Here is a 22,420-nt window from a genome sequence, read left to right as displayed (position 1 = left end):
AAGCCTGCTCGCGATAGCGGTGTGACAGTCGACATTAGTGGTGACTGATTTACCTCTATCGCGAGCAGGCTTACGACTACATGGGTCCCGTGTTGGCTTTAAGGGCGACTTTCTGGCCTTGCTCTACCGTCCAAGCCACCACCTGCGCCGTCAACTGATCACTCGCCTGGCCAAATCCGGCCACCACCGCCGGCACTTTCACATCGCTCAATGGCTGACGCACTTCAAAGCGGCGGCTGGCGAGGATGCGCTGGTCATACCCGCGCACCAGCAAGGCATCCAGCCGCACGACCACGCTCGCAGTGGTGCCTTGGTACTCAGTCTGAAATGCTTGCAGGCTCCCGCCCAACTCCAGATCTGCCTGGAAGTTGCTGTCATCCGTGCTCAGCAGCGGCACCCGGCCGTCCCGCTGGAAACCATCCAGCAACCGATTACGCAGCAACACCGGCGCCGGATCACTCCAGCGCGAGGCGGTGTAGCTGCTGATCAGATCACCTTGTGGGATCACGGCGATTTTCGGGCTGTTCAAGGCTTCGCTGGCCTGCGGCTTGGTCAGGCGCAGCGACCAGCCTTGCGGCGTGCCGTGGCTGGCCGAAACGCTGCTCTGGGCCGACGGCAAGCGATAGACATCGGAGGGCTCGGACTTGGGCAGGATCGAGCAGGCGCTGACCAACGTGAAGCTGGCGAGGAGGGCGAAGGTCGCAAGCTTCATGGCGTGAACTCCTTGTTCTTGTCATTGCCCAGCAAATAACCGCTGGGGTTGGCTTCCAGGCGCTGGGAGATGGCTCGCAACGACGTCAGGGTGTCGCGCAGCTCGCGCACCGCTGGCGCCAGGCCATTGAGGCCCTGCAAGCCGCTGTTCAGGGAATCCTGGTTGGTCGTGAGCAACTTGTTGATGGTCGCGCTGCTTTGTTCCAGTGATTTCATCGCCTGCTCGGCGCTGCCGAACATCTGCTTGCCCTGATCGTTGAGCAAGCCGTTGGCGTTGCGCATCAGCGTCGACGTCTGTTCCAGCATGGCGCCAGCCTGCTTGCCGACGGAGGCCAGTTGCTGCATCGCCTGACGAATATCACCGCGCTGGTCGGCGATGGTCCCGGTGGTTTGTTCCAGATGTTCCAGCGTCTTGCTGATGCGCTCGACGTTCTCCGTGGAAAACATCAGGTTGGCGTTATGCATCAGTGTGTTCACACCGGCCATCAGGTCGCCGCTGTCATTGAGCAAGCGAGCGATAGGCGAGGGTGAAGCGACAATCACCGGCAGATGGCCGTCCTTGCCTTTGAGGGTCGGGCTTTGCGGCGTACCGCCACTGAGTTGAATGATCGATGTGCCGGTGATCCCGGTCAGCGCCAGGATGGCCCGGGTGTCTTCTTTGATCGGCGTATCGCCGCCCAGGCGAATCCGCGCCAGCACCCGGCGCGGGTCTTTCGGGTCCAGGCGCAACGTCACCACATCACCGACCTTGATCCCGCTGTACTGCACGGCGCTGCCCTTGGACAGACCGCTGACCGCCTCGTTGAAGACGACTTCGTAATCCTTGAACTCGGTGTCGACACTGGACTTGGCCAGCCACAGGCCGAAGAGCAGGGCACCTGCCACCACAATCACGGTGAACAGGCCGATCAATACATGATGGGCTCGGGTTTCCATGTCAGACCTCTTTCAACTGTTGAGCGGCGGTCAGCGCCGCGCGGCCGCGAGGGCCATGGAAGTATTCGTGAATCCACGGGTCGTCGGTTTCCGAAACCTTGTCGATGGCGTCCGCCACCAGCACCTTTTTCTGCGCCAGCACCGCCACCCGGTCGGTAATGGTGTAGAGCGTGTCGAGGTCATGGGTCACCAGAAACACACTCAGGCCCAACGCATCGCGCAACGTCAGGATCAATTGATCAAAGGCTGCGGCGCCAATCGGGTCGAGGCCGGCGGTGGGTTCGTCGAGAAACAGAATGTCCGGGTCCAGCGCCAACGCCCGGGCCAGCGCCGCGCGCTTGATCATGCCGCCAGACAGCGAGGCAGGGTATTTGTCCGCCGCGGACAGCGGTAACCCGGCCAACGCCAGTTTCACCGCCGCCAGATGCTCGGCGTCTTCACGGCTCAGGCCGGCGTGTTCGATCAGGGGCAGGGCGACGTTCTCGGTCACGGTCAGCGAAGAAAACAGGGCGCCTTTCTGGAACAGCACGCCGAAACGCCGTTCGACCATCGAGCGTTCATGTTCGGGCAGCGTCGGCAGGTTCTTGCCAAAGACCTTCACCACACCCTCGCTGGGCTGGCGCAAGCCGACGATGCTGCGCAGCAGCACCGATTTTCCGCTGCCGGAACCGCCGACCACGGCAAGGATTTCACCTTTGTACAAATCGAGGTCGAGGTTTTCGTGCACGCTCTGGCTGCCGAAGCGATTGCACAGCCCACGGACTTCGATCACCGCCTCGGAGGGCGCTCGGGGTAAACGACTCACCAGCCCATCTCCATGAAAAACAGCGCGGCCACGGCATCGAGCACGATCACCACGAAAATCGACTGCACCACACTCGACGTGGTGTGCGCGCCCACGGACTCGGCGCTGCCACTGACCTTGAAGCCTTCGAGGCAACCGATTGCAGCGATCAGGAACGCGAAGATCGGCGCTTTGACGATCCCCACCAGAAAGTGCTGAACGCCGATATCGGTTTGCAGCAGCGACAAGAACATCGCCGGCGAGATACCCAGCGACACGGCGCAGACCACGCCACCGCCGATGATCCCCGAGAGCATGGCCAGGAAGGTCAGCATCGGCAACGCCACCAGCAGCGCCAGCACCCGTGGCACCACGAGCAATTCCATCGGGTCGAGGCCCAGTGTGCGGATCGCGTCGATTTCTTCGTTAGCCTTCATCGAACCGATTTGCGCGGTGAACGCACTGGCGGTGCGGCCGGCCATCAGAATCGCGGTCAGCAACACACCGAACTCTCGCAGGAAGGAGAACGCCACCAGGTCCACGGTAAAAATACTCGCACCGAAGCTGGCCAGCACCGTCGCCCCGAGAAACGCCACCACCGCACCGACCAGAAAGGTCAGCAGGGCGACGATGGGCGCGGCGTCGAGGCCAGTCTGTTCGATGTGCGCGACCATGGGCGTGATGCGCCAGCGCTTGGGACGAAACAGATTGCGGGCGATGGTTTCGAGGATCAGGCCGACGAAGCCCAGCAGTTGCAGGGTGTCCTGCCAGACGGTGTCGACTGCGCGGCCAATGCGGGTCAGCAGTTGAATGCCGACACTGATCTCCGGTTCCTTGACCGGTACGCAGAAGTCGCTGAGCGAGCAATAAACCGTCTGCAACAAGGCACGGTCTGCAGAAGAGAGGGTGCAATCAGGGTGTTCGGCGGATCGCCCCAGACGCTCGGACCCGAGCAATTCCACCAACAACGACGCCCCGGCGGTATCGAGCGCACCGAGGCCATTGAGGTCGATGTGCGTGCTGTCGTCGTATTGGCCGCGGAGCTTTTCGCTCAGGTGCTTGAGATCGGCGTAGTGGGCGAGCGTCCAGTCACCCGTGACCCGCAGTTGAGCAGGGGAGTGAGAGACATCTAGCTGGGCATTGCCGGCCATTGTGCTGCTGGTCATAAGCTCCGTGCTTGTTCGGCTATTAGCGCAGCGCTACGTAATAGCACGAACCGGATTACTTTTCTTTGATCGGTGTGCTGTCCGTGATCTTGAAGCGCAGCACGCCGATGACCTGGCCATCCTCGGTCAGCACCCGCACTTGCCATTTACCGGCAGGATTGCCTGGGAAATTCTGCTTGTGGGTCCAGGCACGGTAGCCTTCCTTGCGTCCGCCGTGGATGTCCAGCGGGATACGGTCGACCTCTTTACCGTTGAACTGCCACACGTGATAAATCCGCTCATCGAGGCCGCGCGGGGCGTTGATGGCGGTGTAGGCGTACAACCCGTCCCCACGGATCTGCTCGGCGCTGACTTCGTCCAGACTCTTGCCGGGTGTGCGGTCCTGCATTTGCGTGCTGATCGCCACGTCGGTCATCCATAAAGTGGCCGGCGGCACCCACGAACGCAGCACCCAGCCGAGGGCACCGATGCCCAGCGTGATACTCAGGATCGCCAACGCGTTGCGCACCGTGCGGATCGGGAAGATCGAGGCCAGGCTCGGGAACGACAGTAAAACAGCGGTGCCCAGCGCCAGTTTGAAGCTTTGCGAAGTGGTCAGGTGCAAGATGACGGGCAGCGCGGTGAGCAGCGCGGCAAACAGCGTCAGCGTGTGCAACGCCAGGAACGCCCAGCGCCGGGGTGCCAGCCATTTGTAGTAGAGCGGGTCGATGATGGAAATCAGCGCCGCCATGCTCAGCAAACCGGTGAAGAAAAACTGGCCACTGTTCCAGGTCGTGGTGATGAAAAAGAACGGCAGGACGAAGAACAGGCTTTCCTGGTGGATCATCTGCGTGGCGTAACGCAGCAAAGGCTGGGGGATTTCGCGCTTGAAGAGTTTGGTGAACAACTTGGTCAGGCTGTTTTCCAGCATCAGCCAGATCCAGCTGAGCACCATGATGATGGTGATCCAGGTCGCCAGGCCCTGTTGCCGATCCACCAGGATGAAGCTGCCGACTCCCGAGATAAAACCACCGAGCGCAATGACCCCTGGATAGCGCTTCATCAATTCCAGGATGCGCTGGACGTACAGGGTCAGAGTAGGCATTCGGCGGTTCGCAATAGTCGTGGGAAAAATCCTCGACAGAGTACCGCCCGGGCGGGGGCGTGGCGAGGGGATACGTCCGTTTTCCCTATACAACATTGTGGCGAGGGAGCTTGCTCCCGCTGGGGTGCGAAGCGCCCCCAAACCCGCACACTGCGTGTCATCAGGTAGAGCGCAAGCACCGGTTTTACGACTGCTGCGCAGCCGAGCGGAAGCAAGCTCCCTCGCCACAAAAGCCCTGCTGCCAGGGCGGCCAGTTACCGGCGGCGATGGACTCGCCAAGCCAATACCCCGAGGACAAGCAATCCAAACACCCCGGCCATCGCCCACATCAACTGGTCATAACTCATCAGCGGCTTCTCGATCCGCACATACCCCGGTTGCATGAGCAACTCGCGCATGGCCTTGTTCGCTTCTTCCAGCGTCACGCCTTGCAGTTCCCTGGCCGGGGCGGCGAAACGCCCGTCCTGGTAGTCGCCCAGCGCGCTCCAGTAGTAATCGGCCAGCGCGCTGGTGCCTTGCACGGCCCAAGCCTGGCGGGCGATGGCGGCCTGTTTGAGGCGGTTGAAGGTGTTTGCGTCGAGACCGTCCTTGAGCAAATCGGCCTTCAAATCCTCCAGCACCTGCCGGGCCTTAGGCACGTCATCGCGCTCAAGGTCGGCGTTCAGGCTCATGAAGCCCACCCCGCCAAACACCTCGCGCTCGGCCGAGGGGCCGTAGGACAAACCGTGGGACAGGCGCAATTGGCGGTAGAGCGCCCAGTCCAGATAGTCCTTGAGCAGGTCGAAGGTTTCGTCGTGCTGATCCTGCAGCACCGGTTCCGGCACCAGCCAATGCAACTTGGCGCCGCCGCCGACGAAACCATCGCTCAGCGTTCGCTCATGGGCGGCACTGGCCTGGATTTCCGGCAAGGGCAGGTGATCGGTAGGCTCGACCGCTTCAAGTTCACCATAGGAGCGTTCCAGATACGCCGGCAACAACTTGTCGAGCTCGCCAACCACGATCAGCGTCATGTTATTGGGCGCGTACCAGGCCTTGCGTACCGTCTCCAGTTGCTCGCGAGTCAGGTTATCGACTTCCGGGCGCTCGGGGCATTTAAGGCCCAGCTCCACTGCCAGCTGATTGCTCGCGGTGTGGCCCAGGTCCTGACGATCCAGCCAGCGCTGCAAGTGCGAGTAATGGCCGCCGTCCTCACGCTCGACCACTTGTTTGGCGGCGTTGATGGCGTTGTCGTCGATTCGGGTCTGCGTCAGCAGCGCCAGCAGCAGGTCAAGCACCTTGCGCTGGTTTTTCGCCGGGGCCTCAATGACGAACGTCGTGTCAGCGTTGCTGGTGAACGCGTTCCACTCACCGCCCAACGCCTGCATGCGCTCTTCCAGGCCGCCTTCGCCGGTTGCATCAATGCCGCTGAACAACAAGTGTTCGAGCAGATGCGGCAGCTCCTTGTCGGCGCAGCTGAAATCATCCAGACCTACGCCGACCACCAGGCGAATCGCCACGTGCCCGCGCTCGGTGCCGGGTTTGAGCAGTAATTGCAAACCGTTGGGCAGCGTATAGCCCTCGACCTGGAAACGATCCAGGGCAAACGAAGGAAATGAGCCAAGCAACAGACAGGCGAACAGCAGACAACGCATAGCAAGCTTCCATACGGCTGATTGGAGATCCGTGTCGCTTTCCAGGCAGCCATCGCGAGCAGGCTCGCTCCCACATTGGTTTTGTGAACACCACAATTCAAATGTGGAAGCGAGCCTGCTCGCGATGATCTTGAACCGGAACCACTGTTACTGACTGACCACACCGCCAGACGTTCAAGGCGAATGCGTGATGTCAGCCATATCGTCGACCGCCAGTGCACCGGTGTCCGATGTTTCCAGCACCACATAAGCGCTGCTGCAGAACAGCGAGTTCAAGCGCTTCATGTCGGCGATCAGCTCCAGGTGCAGTGAACTGGTCTCGATACTCTGCACAATCTTACGTTGCAGACGGCTGACATGAGCATGGGCCAGGCGGCGTTCCTGTGCGCGAAAGCGACGTTTCTCACGCAGAAGCTGGCGGGCACTTTCCTTGTCGGCACTGAGAAATACCGACAAACCCAAACGCAGGTTGGAGATCAACTGGCTGTGCAACCCGGCCAGTTCTTCCAGACCAACCTCGGAAAAAGACCGGCGCTGCGAGGTTTTCTGCTGCTGCACCTTGCGCAGCATGCGTTCGATCAAATCGCTGGCCAGCTTGAGGTTGATCGCCAGTTCGATGATTTCCGCCCAACGCCGGCTGTCTTGGTCGCTCAAATCTTCTCGGGGCATTTGCGCCAGGTAAAGCTTGATGGCGCTGTAGAGCGCTTCGACATCATCCGTCAGTTTGCGCATTTCCTGGGTGATGGCGGATTGTTTACCACGCAGCACGTCGAGCATTGCTTCGAGCATGTTGTCGATCAGATCGCCCATGCGCAGGGTTTCTCGCGCGGCGTTGGCCAATGCCAGGCTGGGGGTGACCAGCGCGGTCGGATCAAGGTGGCGGGGTTTCGCCGTGCCGTTGAGCTCCGGCCGCTCCGGCAGCAGCCACGCGCAAAGCCTGGCCATCGGGCCGACGCTGGGCAACAGGATCAGGCAGCGCGCGGTGTTGTAGAGCAGGTGGAAGCCAATGACCATTTCCTGAGGACTGAAATCGAGGCTGTCGATCCAGTGCACCAACGGGTCCAGCACCGGAATGATCAGCAGCAGGCCGATCAGTTTGTACAGCAGGCTGCCGAGCGCCACCTGACGCCCGGCGGCGTTTTGCATGCTGGTGCTGAGGAACGCAAGGATGCCACTGCCGATGTTGGCACCGATCACCAGGCCGATCGCCACCGGCAGACTGATCACGCCGGCGCCAGCCAGGGTCGCGGTCAGCAGCACGGCGGCCAGGCTGGAGTAGGAAACCATCGCGAACAACGCGCCCACCAGGGCATCGAGCAGGATGTCACCGGTCAACGAGGCGAAAATCACCTTCACGCCCTGCGCCTGGGTAATCGGCGCAGCGGATTCAACGATCAGTTGCAGCGCCAGGATGATCAGCCCGAGACCAATGCTGACGCGGCCCATCTGTCCCAGACGGGTCTGCTTGCGGGACAGGAAGAAAATCACCCCGAGAAAAATCAGCAGAGGCGACAGCCAAGACAAATCAAACGTCAGCACCCGCGCCATCAGCGCCGTACCGACATCCGCGCCGAGCATCGTTGCCAGGGCGGGCGTCAGCGCCATCAGGCCCTGACCGACGAAGGATGTGACGAGCATGGCCGTGGCGTTGCTGCTCTGGACCATCGCGGTAACGACGATCCCCGAGATGAACGCGAGCCAGCGTTTGGACATGTTCTGGCCGATCACATGGCGCAGATTGGAACCGTAGACCCGCAAGATGCCGGTTCGGACGATGTGCGTGCCCCAGATCAACAAGGCCACGGCCGATAACAAATTGAGCAGGGTGAGCATGCAGGCCCCCTGTGGTGGTAGCGCCCCAGAGGGGCAAATTGACGGTGCCGCGCGACGTTCTACGTTCTGTACTTAAGCTGTAGTTGGCTAACGGTCTGGGCGCCAGCATCGCATAGCTAAAGAAGTGATTGAAACAAAACTGTCATGAAAACAGGTTGATGCAGAGAGTAAAAAAGGGACCCGAAGGTCTCAGCCGGACAGTTGAAAAGGTGCGCGACACAACCCCTGTGGCGAGGGAGCTTGCTCCCGCTGGGCTGCGCAGCAGCCTTAAAATCGGTGGGAGTTCAATCGCTAAAGATATCGTCGCCTAGCCCTACGTCGATCAAATATTTGGGAATGTCGAGTCTTGTGCGACTTCTCTGTATGACTTCCCGATATGAATGTTCAAAAAATCAACTGGGTGGTGAAAAGAAGTCAGACAAATGAACAGCGTAAAAAATGCTGCTCTTTGCAAACACCGACGCCGCCTTCTGGCGCGACTCATCATTCGCTGTAGTAATCCGAACCGACGCTAACATCTATCAAATACTTCGCCGTTTTCGGGTTGCGCTCGTCACAGCGTGCGTAGCATTTGACGTTGAGCACAAGACTGTATTTGCGGGGTATCAACAGCACCGCCACCACCACGTGGTCAAACAGTTCAGCCTGAAGCGTTCTTTTATCAGCCTCGGTAGCGGTTTCAACCCAAGGATTTCTTTCGGCATTCCACAGTACCCAACCAGCATTTTTGAGTTGGTTCTGTAACTGATCGAGTACCACAATCAATTGGTCGAACGGCACCGTTTCAAGCATCGGAGAAGTCGTCATAGTCGAGACTTTGCCCTCATCAAATCCAATCGCGCCAAACTTGGTAGCGGGCAGCGTAAAGCCATGCTCAGGATCATCAAAATGGATAATGACCGGATTGGAGATCCATGTAGAGCTAGGGTGCGGTGGGTCGCTGGGGTAAATAGCTGTATTGGCACTCACCGGAAATGTTGAGTCAGCAACGGTGTCGTCGAAGTTCTTTCCAATATGGGCACTCAGAATGTCCGTGCCCCGGTTGAAATAGACGGTAGCGGCGCCTACAAAAATTGCACTGAGACTTATCAGCACAACTCTATTTAAGAACCGCATCATCGAATTCCCCCGCCTTGTGAGATCTCTGTTATGGATTGCTTGATCTTCGCTCCTGAGGCAGGATCCTTCAGCAGCGCATTGAATTGGGTTGCCGCTCGTAGCACAAACTCCATGCGTTGATCTTTATCCGCCAAATTAGCCAATGGATTGCTACCAAAGGCTGGCCAATGATCGGCAAGGGCGGGATGAAGGGCGCAGGGGAATGAGAGTTGCCGATGATGACGTTGCCGGAGCCGCCAATCACCACACCGCCATGGCTGGTGGTGCTATCGAGCGTCATGGCATTCAGGCCGTTGATGAACACGGTTGAAGAGAATCCACCGTTCAGGGCCTGGCCGCAGGTACATGTGTCGCTGACCCGAGCGGCCGCAAGACCGTTGAAAAAGACATCGGGTGAGCCGCTGGCAATCGGATTGGTGCCGTGGCCGGGAAGGGGACAGGTGGTCGGGTCCGTGAGGCGTGCAGCCGGTTTTCCAGACATATGCATTCCTTGTCATTGTCAGTTGAAGCGAGCGAGGGACGCTAACCACCAGAGCTCGGTGCGTCAACCTTTGAACACGCCATCGTGAAGTATCCGCAATCGAGTGTTGAATAACCTCGATCCGCCAGGCTAATCACAGAGCAAAAAAAGTGGGAGCGAGCCTGCTCGCGATGAGGCCGTCACATTCAACGTTGATGTTGAATGACAGGCCGCTATCGCGAGCAGGCTCGCTCCCACAGATTTTGTGCACTGACTGGCAGCAGCCAGTGCACAGGTTCGGGTTATTGCCCCGGAATGTCCTTGCGCAGTTTCACCGGATCCTGCTGTTTGCGCTTTTTAGCAATCGCGGTGCGCATCTTGATGTTGATCGCTTCCACCGCCAGCGAGAACGCCATGGCGAAGTAGACGTAGCCTTTTGGCACGTGAACGTCGAAGGATTCGGCAATCAGCACCGTACCGACGATCAGCAGGAACGACAGCGCCAGCATCTTCAGCGACGGGTGCTTGTCGATGAACTCGCTGATGGTGCCGGAAGCCAGCATCATCACCAGTACGGCAACGATGATCGCCGCGACCATGACCGGTACATGAGAGACCATGCCGACTGCGGTAATCACCGAGTCCAGCGAGAACACGATGTCGATGATCGCGATCTGGATGATGGTGTAGAGGAAGTTGCCGCCCTTGCCACCCGGCTCTTCGTTCGTTTCGTCTTCACCTTCCAGCGCGTGGTACATCTCTTGCGAGCTCTTCCACAGCAGGAACAGGCCACCAAAGAACAGGATCAGGTCTCGCCCGGAAATGCCTTGGCCGAACACTTCGAACAAATCGGTGGTAAGGCGCATGACCCAAGTGATCGACAGCAGCAACAGGATCCGCGTGACCATGGCTAGCGCCAGGCCGAAGATCCGGGTGCGCTGCTGCATGTGTTTGGGCATGCGGCTGACCAGGATCGAAATCATGATGATGTTATCGATACCCAGGACGATTTCCAGGGCGGTCAGGGTAAAGAAGGCAACCCAGATTTCAGGGTTGGTCAGCCATTCCATGTGTATTCCTTTGAGCGAGTGTTAAACCACAAAAGGCCCGGCTTCAAACAGCGAAGCCTGGACCCTTTGTGGTGAGTCTTGGGCTTATAGAGTGCTGAACAGCGGAAAAATCCCCATCAGCAATGCGGCTACCAGTATGCACATGCACACCAGCACTGCCCATTTCAGGGTAAAGCGCTGATGGTCACCAAAATCGATGCCGGCCAGGGCCACCAACAAGTAGGTCGATGGTACCAGCGGGCTCAACAGGTGGACGGGCTGACCGACGATCGAGGCACGTGCCATTTCAACCGCGGTTATACCGTAATGACTGGCGGCTTCGGCAAGTACTGGTAACACGCCGTAATAAAATGCGTCGTTCGACATAAAGAACGTGAACGGCATGCTCACCAGCGCGGTAATCACGGCCAGGTACGGGCCGAGGAAATCAGGAATCACCGCCAGCAGGCTTTTCGACATCGCATCGACCATGCCGGTGCCCGACAGGATACCGGTGAAAATGCCCGCCGCGAAGATCAAACCGACCACCGCAAGTACGCTGCCAGCGTGAGCCGCGACGCGATCCTTCTGCTGTTGCAGGCAAGGATAGTTGACGATCATGGCAATACTGAACGCCACCATGAACAACACCGGCATCGGCAACAGACCGGCAATCAGGGTGCACATCAGGCCCAGGGTCAGGGCGCCGTTGAACCAGATCAACTTCGGACGACGGGCATCCGGGAATTGCGAAACGCTGATTTCACTGTGGTCGACTTCATCGCCCACCAGGTGCAATTCACCCAGACGCGCACGCTCGCGTTTGCCGTAGAAGTAGGCAATCGCCAGGATTGCCACCACGCCGAACGCCATCGCTGGAATCATCGGAACGAAAATGTCGGACGGGTCCACATGCAGCGCACTGGCCGCACGGGCAGTCGGGCCGCCCCATGGCGTCATGTTCATCACGCCACCGGCGAGGATGATCAGGCCGGCCATGATCCGCGGGCTCATGCCGATGCGACTGTAGAGCGGCAGCATGGCGGCCACGCAGATCATATAAGTGGTTGCGCCGTCACCGTCGAGGGAAACGACGAGCGCCAGTACGGCGGTGCCGACCGACACTTTCAGCGGGTCGCCCTTGACCAGTTTGAGGATCTTGCGCACGGCCGGGTCGAACAGGCCGGAGTCGATCATCAGGGCGAAATACAGAATGGCAAACATCAGCATCACGCCGGTCGGCGCCAGCTTGGTGATGCCTTCGAGCATCATCGGGCCGATCTTCGGCGCGAAACCACCGAACAGGGCGAAGACGATAGGAATGATGATCAGGGCGATCAGCGCGGACAGGCGCTTGGTCATGATCAGGAACATGAACGTGATGACCATGGCGAAGCCAAGGAAAGTCAGCATGGGAATACTCCAGGCGTAGCGCGGCTAGGGAATGGGCGAACCGGGTGGGTCAGCGCAGAACGGGAAGCACGAGGCGTACGGGCGGAGTTGCAGCGAAGCGGCGGGTAGCAGAGGACATCAGAATCACCATTGTTGTTGTTAAATGGGCTGTGCGAGCGATAAAACACTGGCATTGGCCGACCGGTCTTTTGCCGGCAGTGGGGGCGATCCTAATCGGGGAAGCTTTCACCCAGCTTTCGCTGATGAAAGCATTGACCGGATGTGCAACCGGTCGTCGGACTGGGGCAGGGAGGGCGACCGAGTTGCGGGCATCGCGAGCAGGCTCGCTCCCACACTGGATCTGTGTCGTACACAAAACCAATGTGGGAGATTCTATGTTTGGGGGGAACACCCAAACATAGAATTTGGCTTGTATTCGGTTTGGTTTTTCATCAGGGCAAACATCACTCTGGCCAGCTTGCGTGCCAGGATAACCAAGGCCTGAGTGCCTTTTAGACCTCTGGCCAGATAGCGTTCGTAGTACGGCTTCCAGGTCGGCGAACGGCTGGCAGCCATAGCGCTATTGTGAAACAAGCGCCGGAACTCCGAGTCCCCTCGTTTAGAGAGTCGGCGCTTTTGATCCTTTTGTCCTGACTGCCTCACACGCGGATCCATGCCGAGGAAGGCGACGTACTCGTCGCTGTTGGCAAATTCCCCACGCATAAAAGCAGTGGCCGCTGCGGTGGCCGTCAGGAGCCCTACGCCCTCGATGGCCTGGCAACGCTTCACCTGATCATCAATCCCACCTTCCTCAGCAATTTCCTTGAGCGTTTTCTGAATCATCTTTTCGAACTGGGCAATGGCGGCCAGAAGCTGGTTGAAGTGCTCTTTCAGCAAGGATTCGTTTTTCCAGCTCTGCTTGAGTGCAACACAGGCCCGGACCAACTGAGCCCGACGGCGAAGCAGGCTTTTCATTTGTGTGTAAGCCTTCGGTGGCGGATTCCAGATCCTCAATCTGTCGGATTCGCGGCTCAAGTAACGGGCCAGCAGTTCGGCATCCAACGTATCTGTTTTCGCCCTCATGCCTATTCCATCGCGGTATTTGTTGAGGCGACTGCCATCGATGACGTAAACGTCATGGCCCATTTCATGGGCCATTTCCGTTGTATCAAGGTGATAGATATTGGTCGCTTCTAGCGCGATAGCGCTGTGCGCTGGCAGCGTCTTGAGCCATTGCTTCAAGGTTGATCGCTTGTTCGCGATATTTAGGGTCTTTTCCAGGTCGGATCGATAGATAACGATCTCGTCCTTCGCCACATCCACACCGACGACCACCTGCGAATCCAGGATTGTCATGGCACACCCTCCGAGCTAGGGTTTAGATACTTGACGGGGTTCACCGTTGCGCTGGCTTGTTTCTATCGTCGGTCCGAGCCGATGCATTCCTTATCGGCGCATTAGGTGAAGGGGTGGGACGAAGTCTCCCACGGTCTGTACTGGTCAGAGTCAGATGACGAGCTTTAGTCCCACCCACCCCTTCAAGTCTAAACATACAAGCGAGCCTGCTCGCGAAAGCGTCAGGAAATACGCATCAGGAGGTAAGGTCATGAACGAATTTCACACCGGCGGCTGCCACTGCGGACATCTGCGCTATCAATTCAGCGGACCTTTGCACGACATCGCCCACTGCCATTGTTCGATCTGCCGGCGCGTCAGCGGCGGGATCGTGACAACCTGGATCACGGTTCCCGTATCGGCCTTTAAATGGCTGAAAGGGACGCCGGCGCAGTACGAATCTTCAACTACCTGCGTGCGCTATTTCTGTCCGAACTGTGGAGCGCAAGTGGCGTTGATCACACATCTGAGCCCCGAGAGTATCGACGTGACCATCGCCACCCTCGATCACCCGGAGCAAGCCCCGGCCGAGCGTCACATCTGGACCCGCAGCCATTTACCCTGGCTGCACTTGGACGAACATTTGCCCGGCGAAGCCGAAGAAAACCTCTGATCAAAAAATAGACAGGTCCAGTGGCCGGATTGCGCCCATCCAGATCGCGTGCTCGGTGTGGTCCAGCAGATCGTCGCCGGTGTCCGGGTGCAGAAACACCACCAAACCCTTGCGGTTGAGCGCCAGCCACGGCAGCACTTCGCCGATCAGCTCCGGCCCGAACGCCAATTGGCAACTCCAGTCCGGGTGCGGACCCACGGGACGTTCATGCACGCGGCCCATTTTCAGCGGGAACACCTGCGCGGCGTGCTCACACAGCGCTCGCGCCTGATCAATGCTCGTGGCGTCGAAATAGACATGGGCGTGGTAACCCTTGATCTGTTGCATCTGAAACCCTCTGAAACCCAGTCGAACCCTCACCTATTCCCACAGGTCACACGCCATATACGTTGTGAACAAGGAATCTCAGCCATGAAAAATGCCGAAACCCCGGTGGTCAAAGTGGTGCTTTATGGTGCCATGAGTAGCCTGGGCAGTGCGCTGATGGCTGAAATGCTACGGCGTCAACATGAAGTGATCGCGATTCTGGATGACCTGACGGCGCTCCCACCGCGCCCAGGATTGCGCACCAAGACCGGCGATCTGTTCGAGGCCGAACGCGTCAAGCAAAGCGTAGCGGGGAGTTCGGTGGTTATTTGCCTGCTGGATGCCCCCGGATTGCCATTCAATAGCGAGACCGTTGAAAAAACCATCGTTCCAGGCCCGGTCGAACAGGTGTTGGCCGTGGACGCGCTGATCGAGGGCATGCAGGCGGCCGGTATTGCCCGGCTGTTCCTGGTGGGGGATTTTGCCGAACTCGACGACACAGAGGCTGAAGCGCTGGCCCCCCTTCAGCGGCATGCCGCGGAGGAAATCCTTGATGCGCTACAAAGCAGTGCCTTGCACTGGACCCTGGTCAATGCGCCTCGCGGAGTGCCGGGGCTGACGATTGAACATTTCAGCCACGTCAGCAGCAGCCTTGAACCGGGCCTGGCCGAACCGCTTGAACGGTTGAACCGCGTGGCCGTAGGGATTGCCGATGAGCTGCGGCTGAATCTTCACGTTCGCGAGCATGTGAACTTCGTTTCGACCGACCCTACACGGCGATAGACGGCAGCGGTAAACCATTCAGCGATTGGGCGCTGCTGGCCTGCTCCGCCATCAACCAGTCCACAAATTGTTGGATCAATACCCCACGCCGTTTTCGCTGGGGCAAAACCACGTAATAGCCGAGCCTGGAAATCACCGTGTCGGCTATCGGTCGACACAACAAACCTTGCGCCAGCAAGTTATCCACAAGGTGCCGCCAGCCGATTGCAACACCCTGACCACCAATCGCCGCTTGAATCAGCAACGTGTAATTATCGAAGCGCAATTGCCCGGGGGCCGGGGCCGATGTGATCCCTAACTCGCGAAAGACGCCGCTCCAGTCAAACCAGTTGCTGCTGTTTTCGCCGCGCAGGTGCAGCAGTGGAAATTCCAGCAATGACTGGGCCGGCAAGGGCAGGGGACGATCCTTCAACAGCAGCGGGCTGCAGACCGGAAACACTTCTTCACTGAACAGCCAATGGCTTTCGCCCTGCTTGAAGCGGCCATCCCCAAACAACACCGCCACATCGATATCAGTGCGCAGCATGTTGTGATTGCGCTCGCTGGTGACCAGGCTGACGTCGACGTGGGGATTGGCTTTATGAAAGCGGTGCAATCGGGGCATCAGCCAATACGCGGCAAAAGCGAAATCCGTGGCCACCTGCAAGACTTCATGTTGATGCTGTGTGCTGATCGCGCTTAATCCGGCATCGATATTCTGCAAACCGAGCTGAACCTGCTCGAAAAGAATGGTCCCGGCCTCAGTCAACTCAATGCCACGGTAAATGCGATCAAACAACCGCGCTGTGAGTTGTTCTTCCAGGCGTTTGATCTGCTGGCTGACGGCGGGCTGCGTAGTGCCCAGCTCTACCGCTGCGGCGGTAAAACTGCGATGGCGGGCCGCCGCTTCAAACGCTCGCAGCAGGTCCAGCGACAAACTTCCAAGGGCGTCATACATAAGCGGTGCTTATCCTAGTCATTGCCGTGCATGGGCTTTACCACAAAGTGCCTGGACTCCATGCTCGATCGCAGCACTCTCGCATAAATATTCACTATGGAATGCCGCGATCACATGAAGCGCAAGAATATTCTTTTCATCATGGCCGATCAGATGGCCGCGCCAATGTTGCCGTTCTACGGTTCCTCGCCCATCAAATTGCCCAATCTCAGCCGCCTCGCCGCCGAAGGCGTGGTGTTCGACGCCGCTTATTGCAACAGCCCACTGTGCGCGCCGTCGCGTTTCACCCTGGTCAGCGGTCAATTGCCGAGCAAGATCGGCGCCTACGACAACGCGGCCGATTTCCCCGCCGATGTACCGACTTATGCCCACTACCTGCGTCGCCTCGGCTACCGCACCGCGCTGTCGGGCAAGATGCATTTCTGTGGCCCGGATCAACTCCACGGCTATGAAGAGCGCCTGACCAGCGACATCTACCCGGCCGACTACGGCTGGTCGGTGAACTGGGATGAACCGGACGTGCGTCCGACCTGGTACCACAACATGTCTTCGGTGCTGCAGGCCGGGCCGTGCGTGCGCACCAATCAGCTGGATTTCGACGAAGAGGTGGTGTTCAAGGCCCAGCAATACCTGTTCGATCACATTCGCGAGGATGGCGACCAGCCGTTTTGCCTGACCGTGTCGATGACGCACCCACATGATCCGTACACCATTCCCAAGGCTTTTTGGGACATGTACGACGATGCCGACATCCCGCTGCCGGAAACCCCGCCGCAAACCGATCTTGACCCGCATTCCCAGCGTTTGCTCAAGGTGTATGACCTATGGGACAAGCCGCTGCCTGTGGATAAGATTCGCGATGCGCGTCGTGCTTATTTCGGAGCTTGCAGCTATATCGACAGCAACGTCGGCAAACTCCTGCAAACGCTGGAAGATACCGGGCTGATCGATGACACCATCATCGTCTTCTCCGGCGACCACGGCGATATGCTCGGCGAGCGCGGCCTCTGGTACAAAATGCATTGGTTCGAAATGGCCGCCCGCGTACCGCTGTTGATCAGCGCACCGGGACAATTCGGAGCCGGGCGCGTCAGTGCTGCGGTTTCCACCGCTGATTTGCTGCCAACCTTTGTAGAACTGGCCGGCGGTTCGCTGGAGCCGGGTTTGCCACTGGACGGTCGTTCGCTGGTCTCGCACCTGCAAGGGCAGGGCGGTCACGACGAAGTCTTCGGCGAATACATGGCCGAAGGCACCATCAGCCCTTTGATGATGATTCGCCGTGGCGCTTACAAATTCATCTACAGCGAAGATGACCCTTGCCTACTCTTCGACGTACACAACGACCCGCGCGAACAGGAAGAACTCAGCCAATCGCCGCAACATCGGCCGCTGTTCGAGGCGTTTCTGTCTGAAGCACGGGCCAAATGGGACATTCCGGCGATCCACCAACAGGTGCTCGCGAGCCAGCGTCGCCGGCGATTCGTCGCCGAGGCGCTGACCATCGGCAAGCTGAAGAGCTGGGATCACCAGCCGCTGGTGGACGCCAGTCAGCAATACATGCGCAACCACATCGACCTCGACGATCTGGAACGTAAAGCACGTTATCCACAACCCTGCCAAAACCAATAATGTTAAGGGGAAGTCCATGCAAAAGTTATCCACAGTACTGACGGTCGGGCTACTGGCTCTGGGCAGTGCATCGGCCTTTGCCGATCAGAGCTGCGACACGGTGAAAATGGCTGATCCGGGCTGGAGCGACATCGCTGCGACCAACGCCATCACCGGGTTTCTGCTGGACGGCATGGGCTACAAGGCCAAGGTCGACACCCTCGCGGTGCCGATCACCTTTGGCGGGCTGAAGGATGGCCAGGTCGACGTGTTCCTGGGGAACTGGATGCCGGCGCAGCAGGGCTTCTATGACAAATTCGTCGCCACGGGTGATGTCACCCAACTGGCGAAGAACCTCGACGGCACCGAATTCACCTTGGCCGTCCCGGATTACGTGTGGGACGCGGGTGTGCATAACTTTTCCGACCTGAATAAATACGCCGACAAGTTCGACAAGAAGATCTACGGCATCGGTTCCGGCGCCCCGGCGAACATCTCGCTGCAAGAGATCATCAAGAAGAACGACTTCGACATGGGCCAGTGGAAACTGGTCGAGTCCAGCGAGCAGGCCATGCTGGCCGAAGTGTCCCGCGCAGTGAAAAAACAGAAGTTCGTGACCTTCCTCGGCTGGACGCCGCACCCGATGAACGTGCAGTTGAAAATGCATTACCTGAAAGGCGGCGAGAAGTATTTCGGCGACACCGGCAGCGTTTATACGCTGACCCGCAAAGGTTATGCACAGGCCTGTCCGAACGTCGGCAAGCTGCTCACCAACTTGAGTTTCACCCAGGAGATGGAGAACAGCATCATGGCTGAGGTGGTGAACAAGAAAATCAGCAATGCCGAGGCGGCCAAGGCGTGGATCAAGGCCAATCCTGCCGTGCTGGATAAATGGCTGGATGGCGTGAAGACCGTGGATGGGAAAGATGCGTTGCCGGCGGTAAAAGCGAAGTTGTAAGGGTTGCCTGTGGCGAGGGAGCTTGCTCCCGCTGGGCTGCGAAGCAGCCCTAAAATCTGCGGGCGCTTCGCTCCCGAGCGGGAGCAAGCTCCCTCGCCACAATGTTCACCCCGTACTGATACCCTTGCGCAAAACTCCACCCGAGAGGACCCATGGCCTTCCCCAGCCGCCATTCACTCTTTCCCTTCCTTTCCTGGTTGCCCCGGCAAACCCGCGCCAGCGTCGGGCGTGACCTGATCGTTGGCCTCAGCGGCGCCATTCTTGCGCTGCCGCAATCCATTGCCTACGCCCTGATCGCCGGTCTCCCGCCGGAATACGGCCTGTACGCCGCGATCATTCCGGTGCTGATCGCTTGCCTCTGGGGTTCGTCGTGGCATTTGATCTGTGGTCCTACAGCGGCGATATCCATCGTCCTGTATGCCAGCGTCAGTCCTCTGGCCGTTCCCGCGTCAGAAGACTACGTCACCCTGATCCTGCTTCTGACACTGCTCGCCGGCATTTTCCAGTGGCTGCTCGGATTGTTGCGCTTTGGCGCCTTGGTGAATTTCGTTTCTCACTCGGTGGTGCTGGGCTTCACCCTCGGCGCGGCGGTGGTGATTGCCATCGGCCAGTTGCCGAACCTGCTGGGGCTGGACCTGCCCAATCAGTCCACGGCGCTGGACAGCTTTTTGATGGTGTTCAAACACCTCGGCGACGTGGATAAACCTTCGCTGGTGCTGGGGCTGGCCACCGTCGGGGTGGGCGTGATCCTGAAATTACTGCTGCCACGCTGGCCAACGCTTTTGATCACCTTGGCGCTGAGCGGACTGCTGGTGTGGTTCTGGCCGTCGATGTTTGGCCATGTGAAGTTGGTCAGTGCGTTTGTCGGGCGGCTGCCGCCCTTCAGTCCGCTGCCGCTGGACCTGGATCTGATCCTCCGCCTGCTGCCCAGCGCCGTGGCGGTGGGGATGCTCGGGCTGGTGACGAGCCTGTCGATTGCCCGTTCCTTGTCGGCACGCTCCCAGCAATTGCTCGACGCCAATCAGGAAGTACGCGCCCAGGGTTTTTCGAACATGGTCGGTGCGTTTTTTTCCGGCTCGCTGTCAGCCGGTTCCTTCACCCGCTCGGGCCTGAGTTACGAGGCGGGTGCCTGCTCACCGCTGGCCGGGGTATTTTCAGCACTGTGGGTGGCGCTGTTCGCCATCTTCGGCGCGGCGTTGATTTCGCACATTCCGATCCCGGCGATGGCCGGGAGCATCCTGTTGATCGCCTGGGGATTGGTCGATCATCGCGGCATCCGCGCGCTGTTGCGGGTCAGTCGCGCCGAGTTCCTGGTCATGGCGCTGACCTGCGTGGCCACGCTGCTGCTGGAATTGCAGACAGCTATCTATGCCGGGGTGCTGGCTTCGCTGTTCTTTTACCTCAAGCGGACTTCACAACCGCGAGTGCAGCATTGGCGTGAAGGCGATGAAGATATTCTGCAGGTCGGCGGGTCGATCTTTTTCGGCGCCAGCCATTACCTGCAAGTGCGTTTGCAACGGATGCACGGCGCGCGTGTGGTGATCGAGGCGCAGCAGATCAACTTCATCGACTATTCAGGGGTGGAAATGCTGCATCAGGAAGCGCGGCGGCTGCTCAAGCAGAATCGCAGCCTGACGCTGCGCAGCGCGCGGCCGCAGGTGGTGGAGGAGTTGAGGAAGCTTGAAGGGGCGGAGAAATGCCCGATCCGGTTTGAGGACTAAAACACCACTCTGATGACGAACGCATAACTTTTGGCGAGGGAGCTTGCTCCCGCCGGGTTGCGAAGCAGCCCTGAAAATCTGCGAGCGCTTCGCACCCGAGCGGGAGCAAGCTCCCTCGCCACAAAGAACTACAGCGCCAGTTGGCGGCGTAGTTCGGCCAGCACTGGCGCTGTATCCGGCCGCACACCGCGCCACAGGAAAAACGCTTCTGCCGCTTGCTCAGCGAGCATCCCCAATCCATCCATCGACACCGCCGCACCGTGTTCAGTGGCCCAGCGGCAGAACGAGGTCGGCTCCTTGCCGTACATCATGTCGTAGCACACCGTCTTGCCCGGTTCGATCAGGCTGCTGGCAATCGGCGGTACATCGCCTGAAAGACTCGCCGACGTCGCGTTGATGATCAGGTCCACCGACTCTTGCAGCCAGTCAAAACCGCTGGCCGACACCGGCCCCAGGTCCGCGAACAATTCCGCCAGCAACTCGGCTTTCTCGACGGTGCGGTTGGCGATAATTACCGAAGCGGGTTGCTCGGCCAGCAACGGCTCCAGCGCACCGCGCACCGCGCCGCCAGCGCCGAGCAGCAGGATACGTTTGCCCTTGAGACTGAAGCCGGCGTTGACCGTCAGGTCCCGCACCAGTCCGGCGCCGTCGGTGTTGTCACCCAACAACTTGCCATCGGCGAGCTTGCTCAGGGTGTTCACCGCGCCTGCCCGCTGCGCCCGTGCCGTCAGACTGTTGGCCAGGCGATAAGCCTCTTCCTTGAACGGCACCGTCACATTCGCCCCGCGACCTTCGAGGAAAAACGTCTTGGCGAAGTCGGAAAAGTCGTCGAGTGGCGCCAGCGAGGTGCTGTAGTCCAGTTGCTGAGCGGTCTGCTCGGCAAACAAGCGGTGGATCAGCGGCGACTTGCTGTGACCAATCGGGTTACCGAATACGACGTAACGGTCCATCAGAACTCCTCGTTCAGGCCTTGGCCAACCAATCGCGGTCTTGCAGGAAATAGTCGGTCAGGCGAGCTTCTTCGCTGCCCGGCTCGGCTTTCCAGTCGTAGCCCCAGCGGACTTGCGGGGGCAGGGACATGAGGATCGACTCGGTGCGCCCACCCGATTGCAGGCCGAACAGCGTGCCACGGTCGTAGACCAGGTTGAACTCGACGTAGCGGCCACGGCGAAATTCCTGGAATTCACGCTGTTTGGCGGTGAACGCATCGTTCTTGCGGCGCTGCACGATCGGCAGGTAGGCCTCGATGTAGGCGTCACCGATGGCGCGCATGAAGGCGAAGCTGGTGTCGAAGTCCCACTCGTTCAAGTCATCAAAAAACAGACCGCCGATGCCCCGTGGCTCGTGGCGATGCTTGATGTGGAAATAGCTGTCGCACCAGGCCTTGTAGCGCGGATAGACGTCCGGGCCGAACGGCGCACAGGCCTGTTCGGCGACGCGGTGCCAGTGCACGCAGTCTTCTTCGTTACCGTAATAAGGGGTCAGGTCGAAACCGCCGCCGAACCACCAGACCGGTTCTTCACCTTCTTTTTCAGCAATGAAAAAGCGCACGTTGGCGTGGGAAGTCGGCACCTGCGGGTTGTGCGGGTGAATCACCAGCGACACGCCCAGGGCTTCGAAACCACGGCCGGCCAGTTCCGGGCGATGGGCGCTGGCGGAGGGTGGGAGCCCGCTGCCAAAGACGTGGGAAAAGTTGACGCCACCCTTTTCGATGACCGCGCCGTTTTCGATCACTCGCGTGCGACCGCCACCGCCGGCAGGCCGGGTCCAGGCGTCTTCGACGAATGCCGTGCCGCCGTCTTCGGCTTCAAGGGCTGCGCAAATCCGGTCTTGCAGGTCGAGCAGGTAGGCTTTTACGGCCTCGGTGCGGGTCGTCATGTCATCACCTTGAATCGGGCAAAACTACGCGGCGCTCCATCGGAGCAGGGGCCGGC

21 protein-coding genes are annotated in these 22,420 nt (G+C 59.3%); 5 read left to right on the top strand and 16 right to left on the bottom strand.

From position 1 onward, the window contains the following. Positions 1 to 76: 76 nt before the first annotated feature. The 12 genes from JIO00_RS00205 to JIO00_RS00150 form a co-directional block, all read right to left on the bottom strand. The gene (locus JIO00_RS00205) at positions 77 to 712 is read right to left on the bottom strand and encodes an ABC-type transport auxiliary lipoprotein family protein (protein WP_200667364.1); all 636 of its coding nucleotides are present in this window, start codon (positions 710 to 712) and stop codon (positions 77 to 79) included. Next, positions 709 to 1,647: an MlaD family protein gene (locus tag JIO00_RS00200; protein WP_010465569.1), complete on the bottom strand. Its 939-nt coding sequence runs from the start codon at positions 1,645 to 1,647 to the stop codon at positions 709 to 711. Before JIO00_RS00200 ends, JIO00_RS00205 begins: the two co-directional genes overlap by 4 nt. 1 nt (position 1,648) lies before the next feature. Further along, the gene (locus JIO00_RS00195) at positions 1,649 to 2,452 is read right to left on the bottom strand and encodes an ABC transporter ATP-binding protein (protein WP_010465567.1); all 804 of its coding nucleotides are present in this window, start codon (positions 2,450 to 2,452) and stop codon (positions 1,649 to 1,651) included. Then, positions 2,449 to 3,597 (bottom strand): ABC transporter permease, encoded by a 1,149-nt coding sequence (locus JIO00_RS00190; RefSeq protein WP_010465565.1) that lies wholly within the window; start codon positions 3,595 to 3,597, stop codon positions 2,449 to 2,451. Before JIO00_RS00190 ends, JIO00_RS00195 begins: the two co-directional genes overlap by 4 nt. Positions 3,598 to 3,652: 55 nt before the next feature. Continuing rightward, the gene (locus JIO00_RS00185) at positions 3,653 to 4,681 is read right to left on the bottom strand and encodes a DUF5924 family protein (RefSeq protein ID WP_010465563.1); all 1,029 of its coding nucleotides are present in this window, start codon (positions 4,679 to 4,681) and stop codon (positions 3,653 to 3,655) included. A 254-nt stretch (positions 4,682 to 4,935) separates the two neighbouring features. Further along, complete coding sequence (locus tag JIO00_RS00180; RefSeq protein ID WP_083375353.1) at positions 4,936 to 6,312, bottom strand: M16 family metallopeptidase; 1,377 nt, start codon at positions 6,310 to 6,312, stop codon at positions 4,936 to 4,938. A gap of 174 nt (positions 6,313 to 6,486) precedes the next feature. Beyond that, positions 6,487 to 8,145 (bottom strand): Na/Pi cotransporter family protein, encoded by a 1,659-nt coding sequence (locus JIO00_RS00175; protein WP_010465559.1) that lies wholly within the window; start codon positions 8,143 to 8,145, stop codon positions 6,487 to 6,489. A 483-nt stretch (positions 8,146 to 8,628) separates the two neighbouring features. Further along, positions 8,629 to 9,264 (bottom strand): hypothetical protein, encoded by a 636-nt coding sequence (locus JIO00_RS00170; protein ID WP_200667362.1) that lies wholly within the window; start codon positions 9,262 to 9,264, stop codon positions 8,629 to 8,631. A gap of 67 nt (positions 9,265 to 9,331) precedes the next feature. Further along, complete coding sequence (locus tag JIO00_RS00165; RefSeq protein WP_234452919.1) at positions 9,332 to 9,745, bottom strand: PAAR domain-containing protein; 414 nt, start codon at positions 9,743 to 9,745, stop codon at positions 9,332 to 9,334. Between the two features lie 281 nt (positions 9,746 to 10,026). Next, a complete protein-coding gene (locus JIO00_RS00160) occupies positions 10,027 to 10,794 on the bottom strand; it encodes a TerC family protein (protein ID WP_154913682.1) in 768 nt (255 codons plus the stop codon). Positions 10,795 to 10,878: 84 nt separating this feature from the next. Continuing rightward, positions 10,879 to 12,186 (bottom strand): CitMHS family transporter, encoded by a 1,308-nt coding sequence (locus JIO00_RS00155; RefSeq protein WP_010465548.1) that lies wholly within the window; start codon positions 12,184 to 12,186, stop codon positions 10,879 to 10,881. 372 nt (positions 12,187 to 12,558) lie between these two features. Then, positions 12,559 to 13,521, bottom strand: a complete 963-nt coding sequence (locus JIO00_RS00150) for an IS110 family transposase (protein WP_017341458.1) — start codon at positions 13,519 to 13,521, stop codon at positions 12,559 to 12,561. A gap of 250 nt (positions 13,522 to 13,771) precedes the next feature. Between JIO00_RS00150 and JIO00_RS00145 the strand changes: the two genes are divergently transcribed. Beyond that, positions 13,772 to 14,173 carry a GFA family protein gene (locus JIO00_RS00145; RefSeq protein ID WP_200667360.1) on the top strand — a complete coding sequence of 134 codons (402 nt, stop codon included), beginning with the start codon at positions 13,772 to 13,774 and terminating at the stop codon, positions 14,171 to 14,173. Here the strand turns inward: JIO00_RS00145 and JIO00_RS00140 are convergent, their stop codons facing one another. Beyond that, positions 14,174 to 14,500 (bottom strand): DOPA 4,5-dioxygenase family protein, encoded by a 327-nt coding sequence (locus JIO00_RS00140; RefSeq protein WP_010465544.1) that lies wholly within the window; start codon positions 14,498 to 14,500, stop codon positions 14,174 to 14,176. 84 nt (positions 14,501 to 14,584) lie between these two features. Here JIO00_RS00140 and JIO00_RS00135 point away from each other — a divergent pair, with 84 nt between their 5' ends. Then, a complete protein-coding gene (locus tag JIO00_RS00135; RefSeq protein WP_200667358.1) occupies positions 14,585 to 15,262 on the top strand; it encodes an NAD(P)-dependent oxidoreductase in 678 nt (225 codons plus the stop codon). Here JIO00_RS00135 and JIO00_RS00130 read toward each other — a convergent pair. Continuing rightward, a complete protein-coding gene (locus JIO00_RS00130) occupies positions 15,249 to 16,199 on the bottom strand; it encodes a choline sulfate utilization transcriptional regulator (RefSeq protein WP_077748841.1) in 951 nt (316 codons plus the stop codon). The two genes, JIO00_RS00135 and JIO00_RS00130, sit on opposite strands and share 14 nt — an antisense overlap. Before the next feature lie 114 nt (positions 16,200 to 16,313). On the opposite strand from JIO00_RS00130, the gene betC reads away from it, so the two are divergent. The 3 genes from betC (at position 16,314) to JIO00_RS00115 (ending at position 20,486) form a co-directional block, all read left to right on the top strand. Continuing rightward, positions 16,314 to 17,828 (top strand): choline-sulfatase, encoded by a 1,515-nt coding sequence (gene betC / locus JIO00_RS00125; protein ID WP_200667356.1) that lies wholly within the window; start codon positions 16,314 to 16,316, stop codon positions 17,826 to 17,828. 16 nt (positions 17,829 to 17,844) lie between these two features. Next, positions 17,845 to 18,765, top strand: a complete 921-nt coding sequence (gene choX, locus JIO00_RS00120) for a choline ABC transporter substrate-binding protein (protein WP_010465535.1) — start codon at positions 17,845 to 17,847, stop codon at positions 18,763 to 18,765. Positions 18,766 to 18,917: 152 nt separating this feature from the next. After that, the gene (locus JIO00_RS00115) at positions 18,918 to 20,486 is read left to right on the top strand and encodes a SulP family inorganic anion transporter (protein WP_010465533.1); all 1,569 of its coding nucleotides are present in this window, start codon (positions 18,918 to 18,920) and stop codon (positions 20,484 to 20,486) included. A 128-nt stretch (positions 20,487 to 20,614) separates the two neighbouring features. Here JIO00_RS00115 and aroE read toward each other — a convergent pair whose 3' ends face one another. Continuing rightward, positions 20,615 to 21,436 (bottom strand): shikimate dehydrogenase, encoded by an 822-nt coding sequence (aroE, locus tag JIO00_RS00110; RefSeq protein WP_200667354.1) that lies wholly within the window; start codon positions 21,434 to 21,436, stop codon positions 20,615 to 20,617. A 13-nt stretch (positions 21,437 to 21,449) separates the two neighbouring features. Further along, on the bottom strand, positions 21,450 to 22,364 hold the full coding sequence (gene hemF / locus JIO00_RS00105; RefSeq protein ID WP_200667352.1) for an oxygen-dependent coproporphyrinogen oxidase: 915 nt from the start codon (positions 22,362 to 22,364) through the stop codon (positions 21,450 to 21,452). Between the last annotated feature and the right edge of the window lie 56 nt (positions 22,365 to 22,420).

Source organism: Pseudomonas sp. SW-3, assembly GCF_016615645.1.
GTDB classification, from domain to species: Bacteria; Pseudomonadota; Gammaproteobacteria; order Pseudomonadales; family Pseudomonadaceae; genus Aquipseudomonas; species Aquipseudomonas mandelii.
Note: the sequence above shows the minus strand (reverse complement) of the source record. Positions and strands in the feature narration are given on the sequence as shown.

Bases quoted from the DNA above. Each gene is read 5' to 3' on its own strand.
- JIO00_RS00205 (WP_200667364.1), bottom strand. From the start codon at position 712: ATGAAGCTTGCGACCTTCGCCCTCCTCGCCAGCTTCACGTTGGTCAGC.
- JIO00_RS00200 (WP_010465569.1), bottom strand. From the start codon at position 1,647: ATGGAAACCCGAGCCCATCATGTATTGATCGGCCTGTTCACCGTGATT.
- JIO00_RS00190 (WP_010465565.1), bottom strand. From the start codon at position 3,597: ATGACCAGCAGCACAATGGCCGGCAATGCCCAGCTAGATGTCTCTCAC.
- JIO00_RS00185 (WP_010465563.1), bottom strand. From the start codon at position 4,681: ATGCCTACTCTGACCCTGTACGTCCAGCGCATCCTGGAATTGATGAAG.
- JIO00_RS00180 (WP_083375353.1), bottom strand. From the start codon at position 6,312: ATGCGTTGTCTGCTGTTCGCCTGTCTGTTGCTTGGCTCATTTCCTTCG.
- JIO00_RS00175 (WP_010465559.1), bottom strand. From the start codon at position 8,145: ATGCTCACCCTGCTCAATTTGTTATCGGCCGTGGCCTTGTTGATCTGG.
- JIO00_RS00170 (WP_200667362.1), bottom strand. From the start codon at position 9,264: ATGATGCGGTTCTTAAATAGAGTTGTGCTGATAAGTCTCAGTGCAATT.
- JIO00_RS00165 (WP_234452919.1), bottom strand. From the start codon at position 9,745: ATGTCTGGAAAACCGGCTGCACGCCTCACGGACCCGACCACCTGTCCC.
- JIO00_RS00160 (WP_154913682.1), bottom strand. From the start codon at position 10,794: ATGGAATGGCTGACCAACCCTGAAATCTGGGTTGCCTTCTTTACCCTG.
- JIO00_RS00155 (WP_010465548.1), bottom strand. From the start codon at position 12,186: ATGCTGACTTTCCTTGGCTTCGCCATGGTCATCACGTTCATGTTCCTG.
- JIO00_RS00150 (WP_017341458.1), bottom strand. From the start codon at position 13,521: ATGACAATCCTGGATTCGCAGGTGGTCGTCGGTGTGGATGTGGCGAAG.
- JIO00_RS00145 (WP_200667360.1), top strand. From the start codon at position 13,772: ATGAACGAATTTCACACCGGCGGCTGCCACTGCGGACATCTGCGCTAT.
- JIO00_RS00140 (WP_010465544.1), bottom strand. From the start codon at position 14,500: ATGCAACAGATCAAGGGTTACCACGCCCATGTCTATTTCGACGCCACG.
- JIO00_RS00135 (WP_200667358.1), top strand. From the start codon at position 14,585: ATGAAAAATGCCGAAACCCCGGTGGTCAAAGTGGTGCTTTATGGTGCC.
- JIO00_RS00130 (WP_077748841.1), bottom strand. From the start codon at position 16,199: ATGTATGACGCCCTTGGAAGTTTGTCGCTGGACCTGCTGCGAGCGTTT.
- betC (WP_200667356.1), top strand. From the start codon at position 16,314: ATGAAGCGCAAGAATATTCTTTTCATCATGGCCGATCAGATGGCCGCG.
- choX (WP_010465535.1), top strand. From the start codon at position 17,845: ATGCAAAAGTTATCCACAGTACTGACGGTCGGGCTACTGGCTCTGGGC.
- JIO00_RS00115 (WP_010465533.1), top strand. From the start codon at position 18,918: ATGGCCTTCCCCAGCCGCCATTCACTCTTTCCCTTCCTTTCCTGGTTG.
- aroE (WP_200667354.1), bottom strand. From the start codon at position 21,436: ATGGACCGTTACGTCGTATTCGGTAACCCGATTGGTCACAGCAAGTCG.
- hemF (WP_200667352.1), bottom strand. From the start codon at position 22,364: ATGACGACCCGCACCGAGGCCGTAAAAGCCTACCTGCTCGACCTGCAA.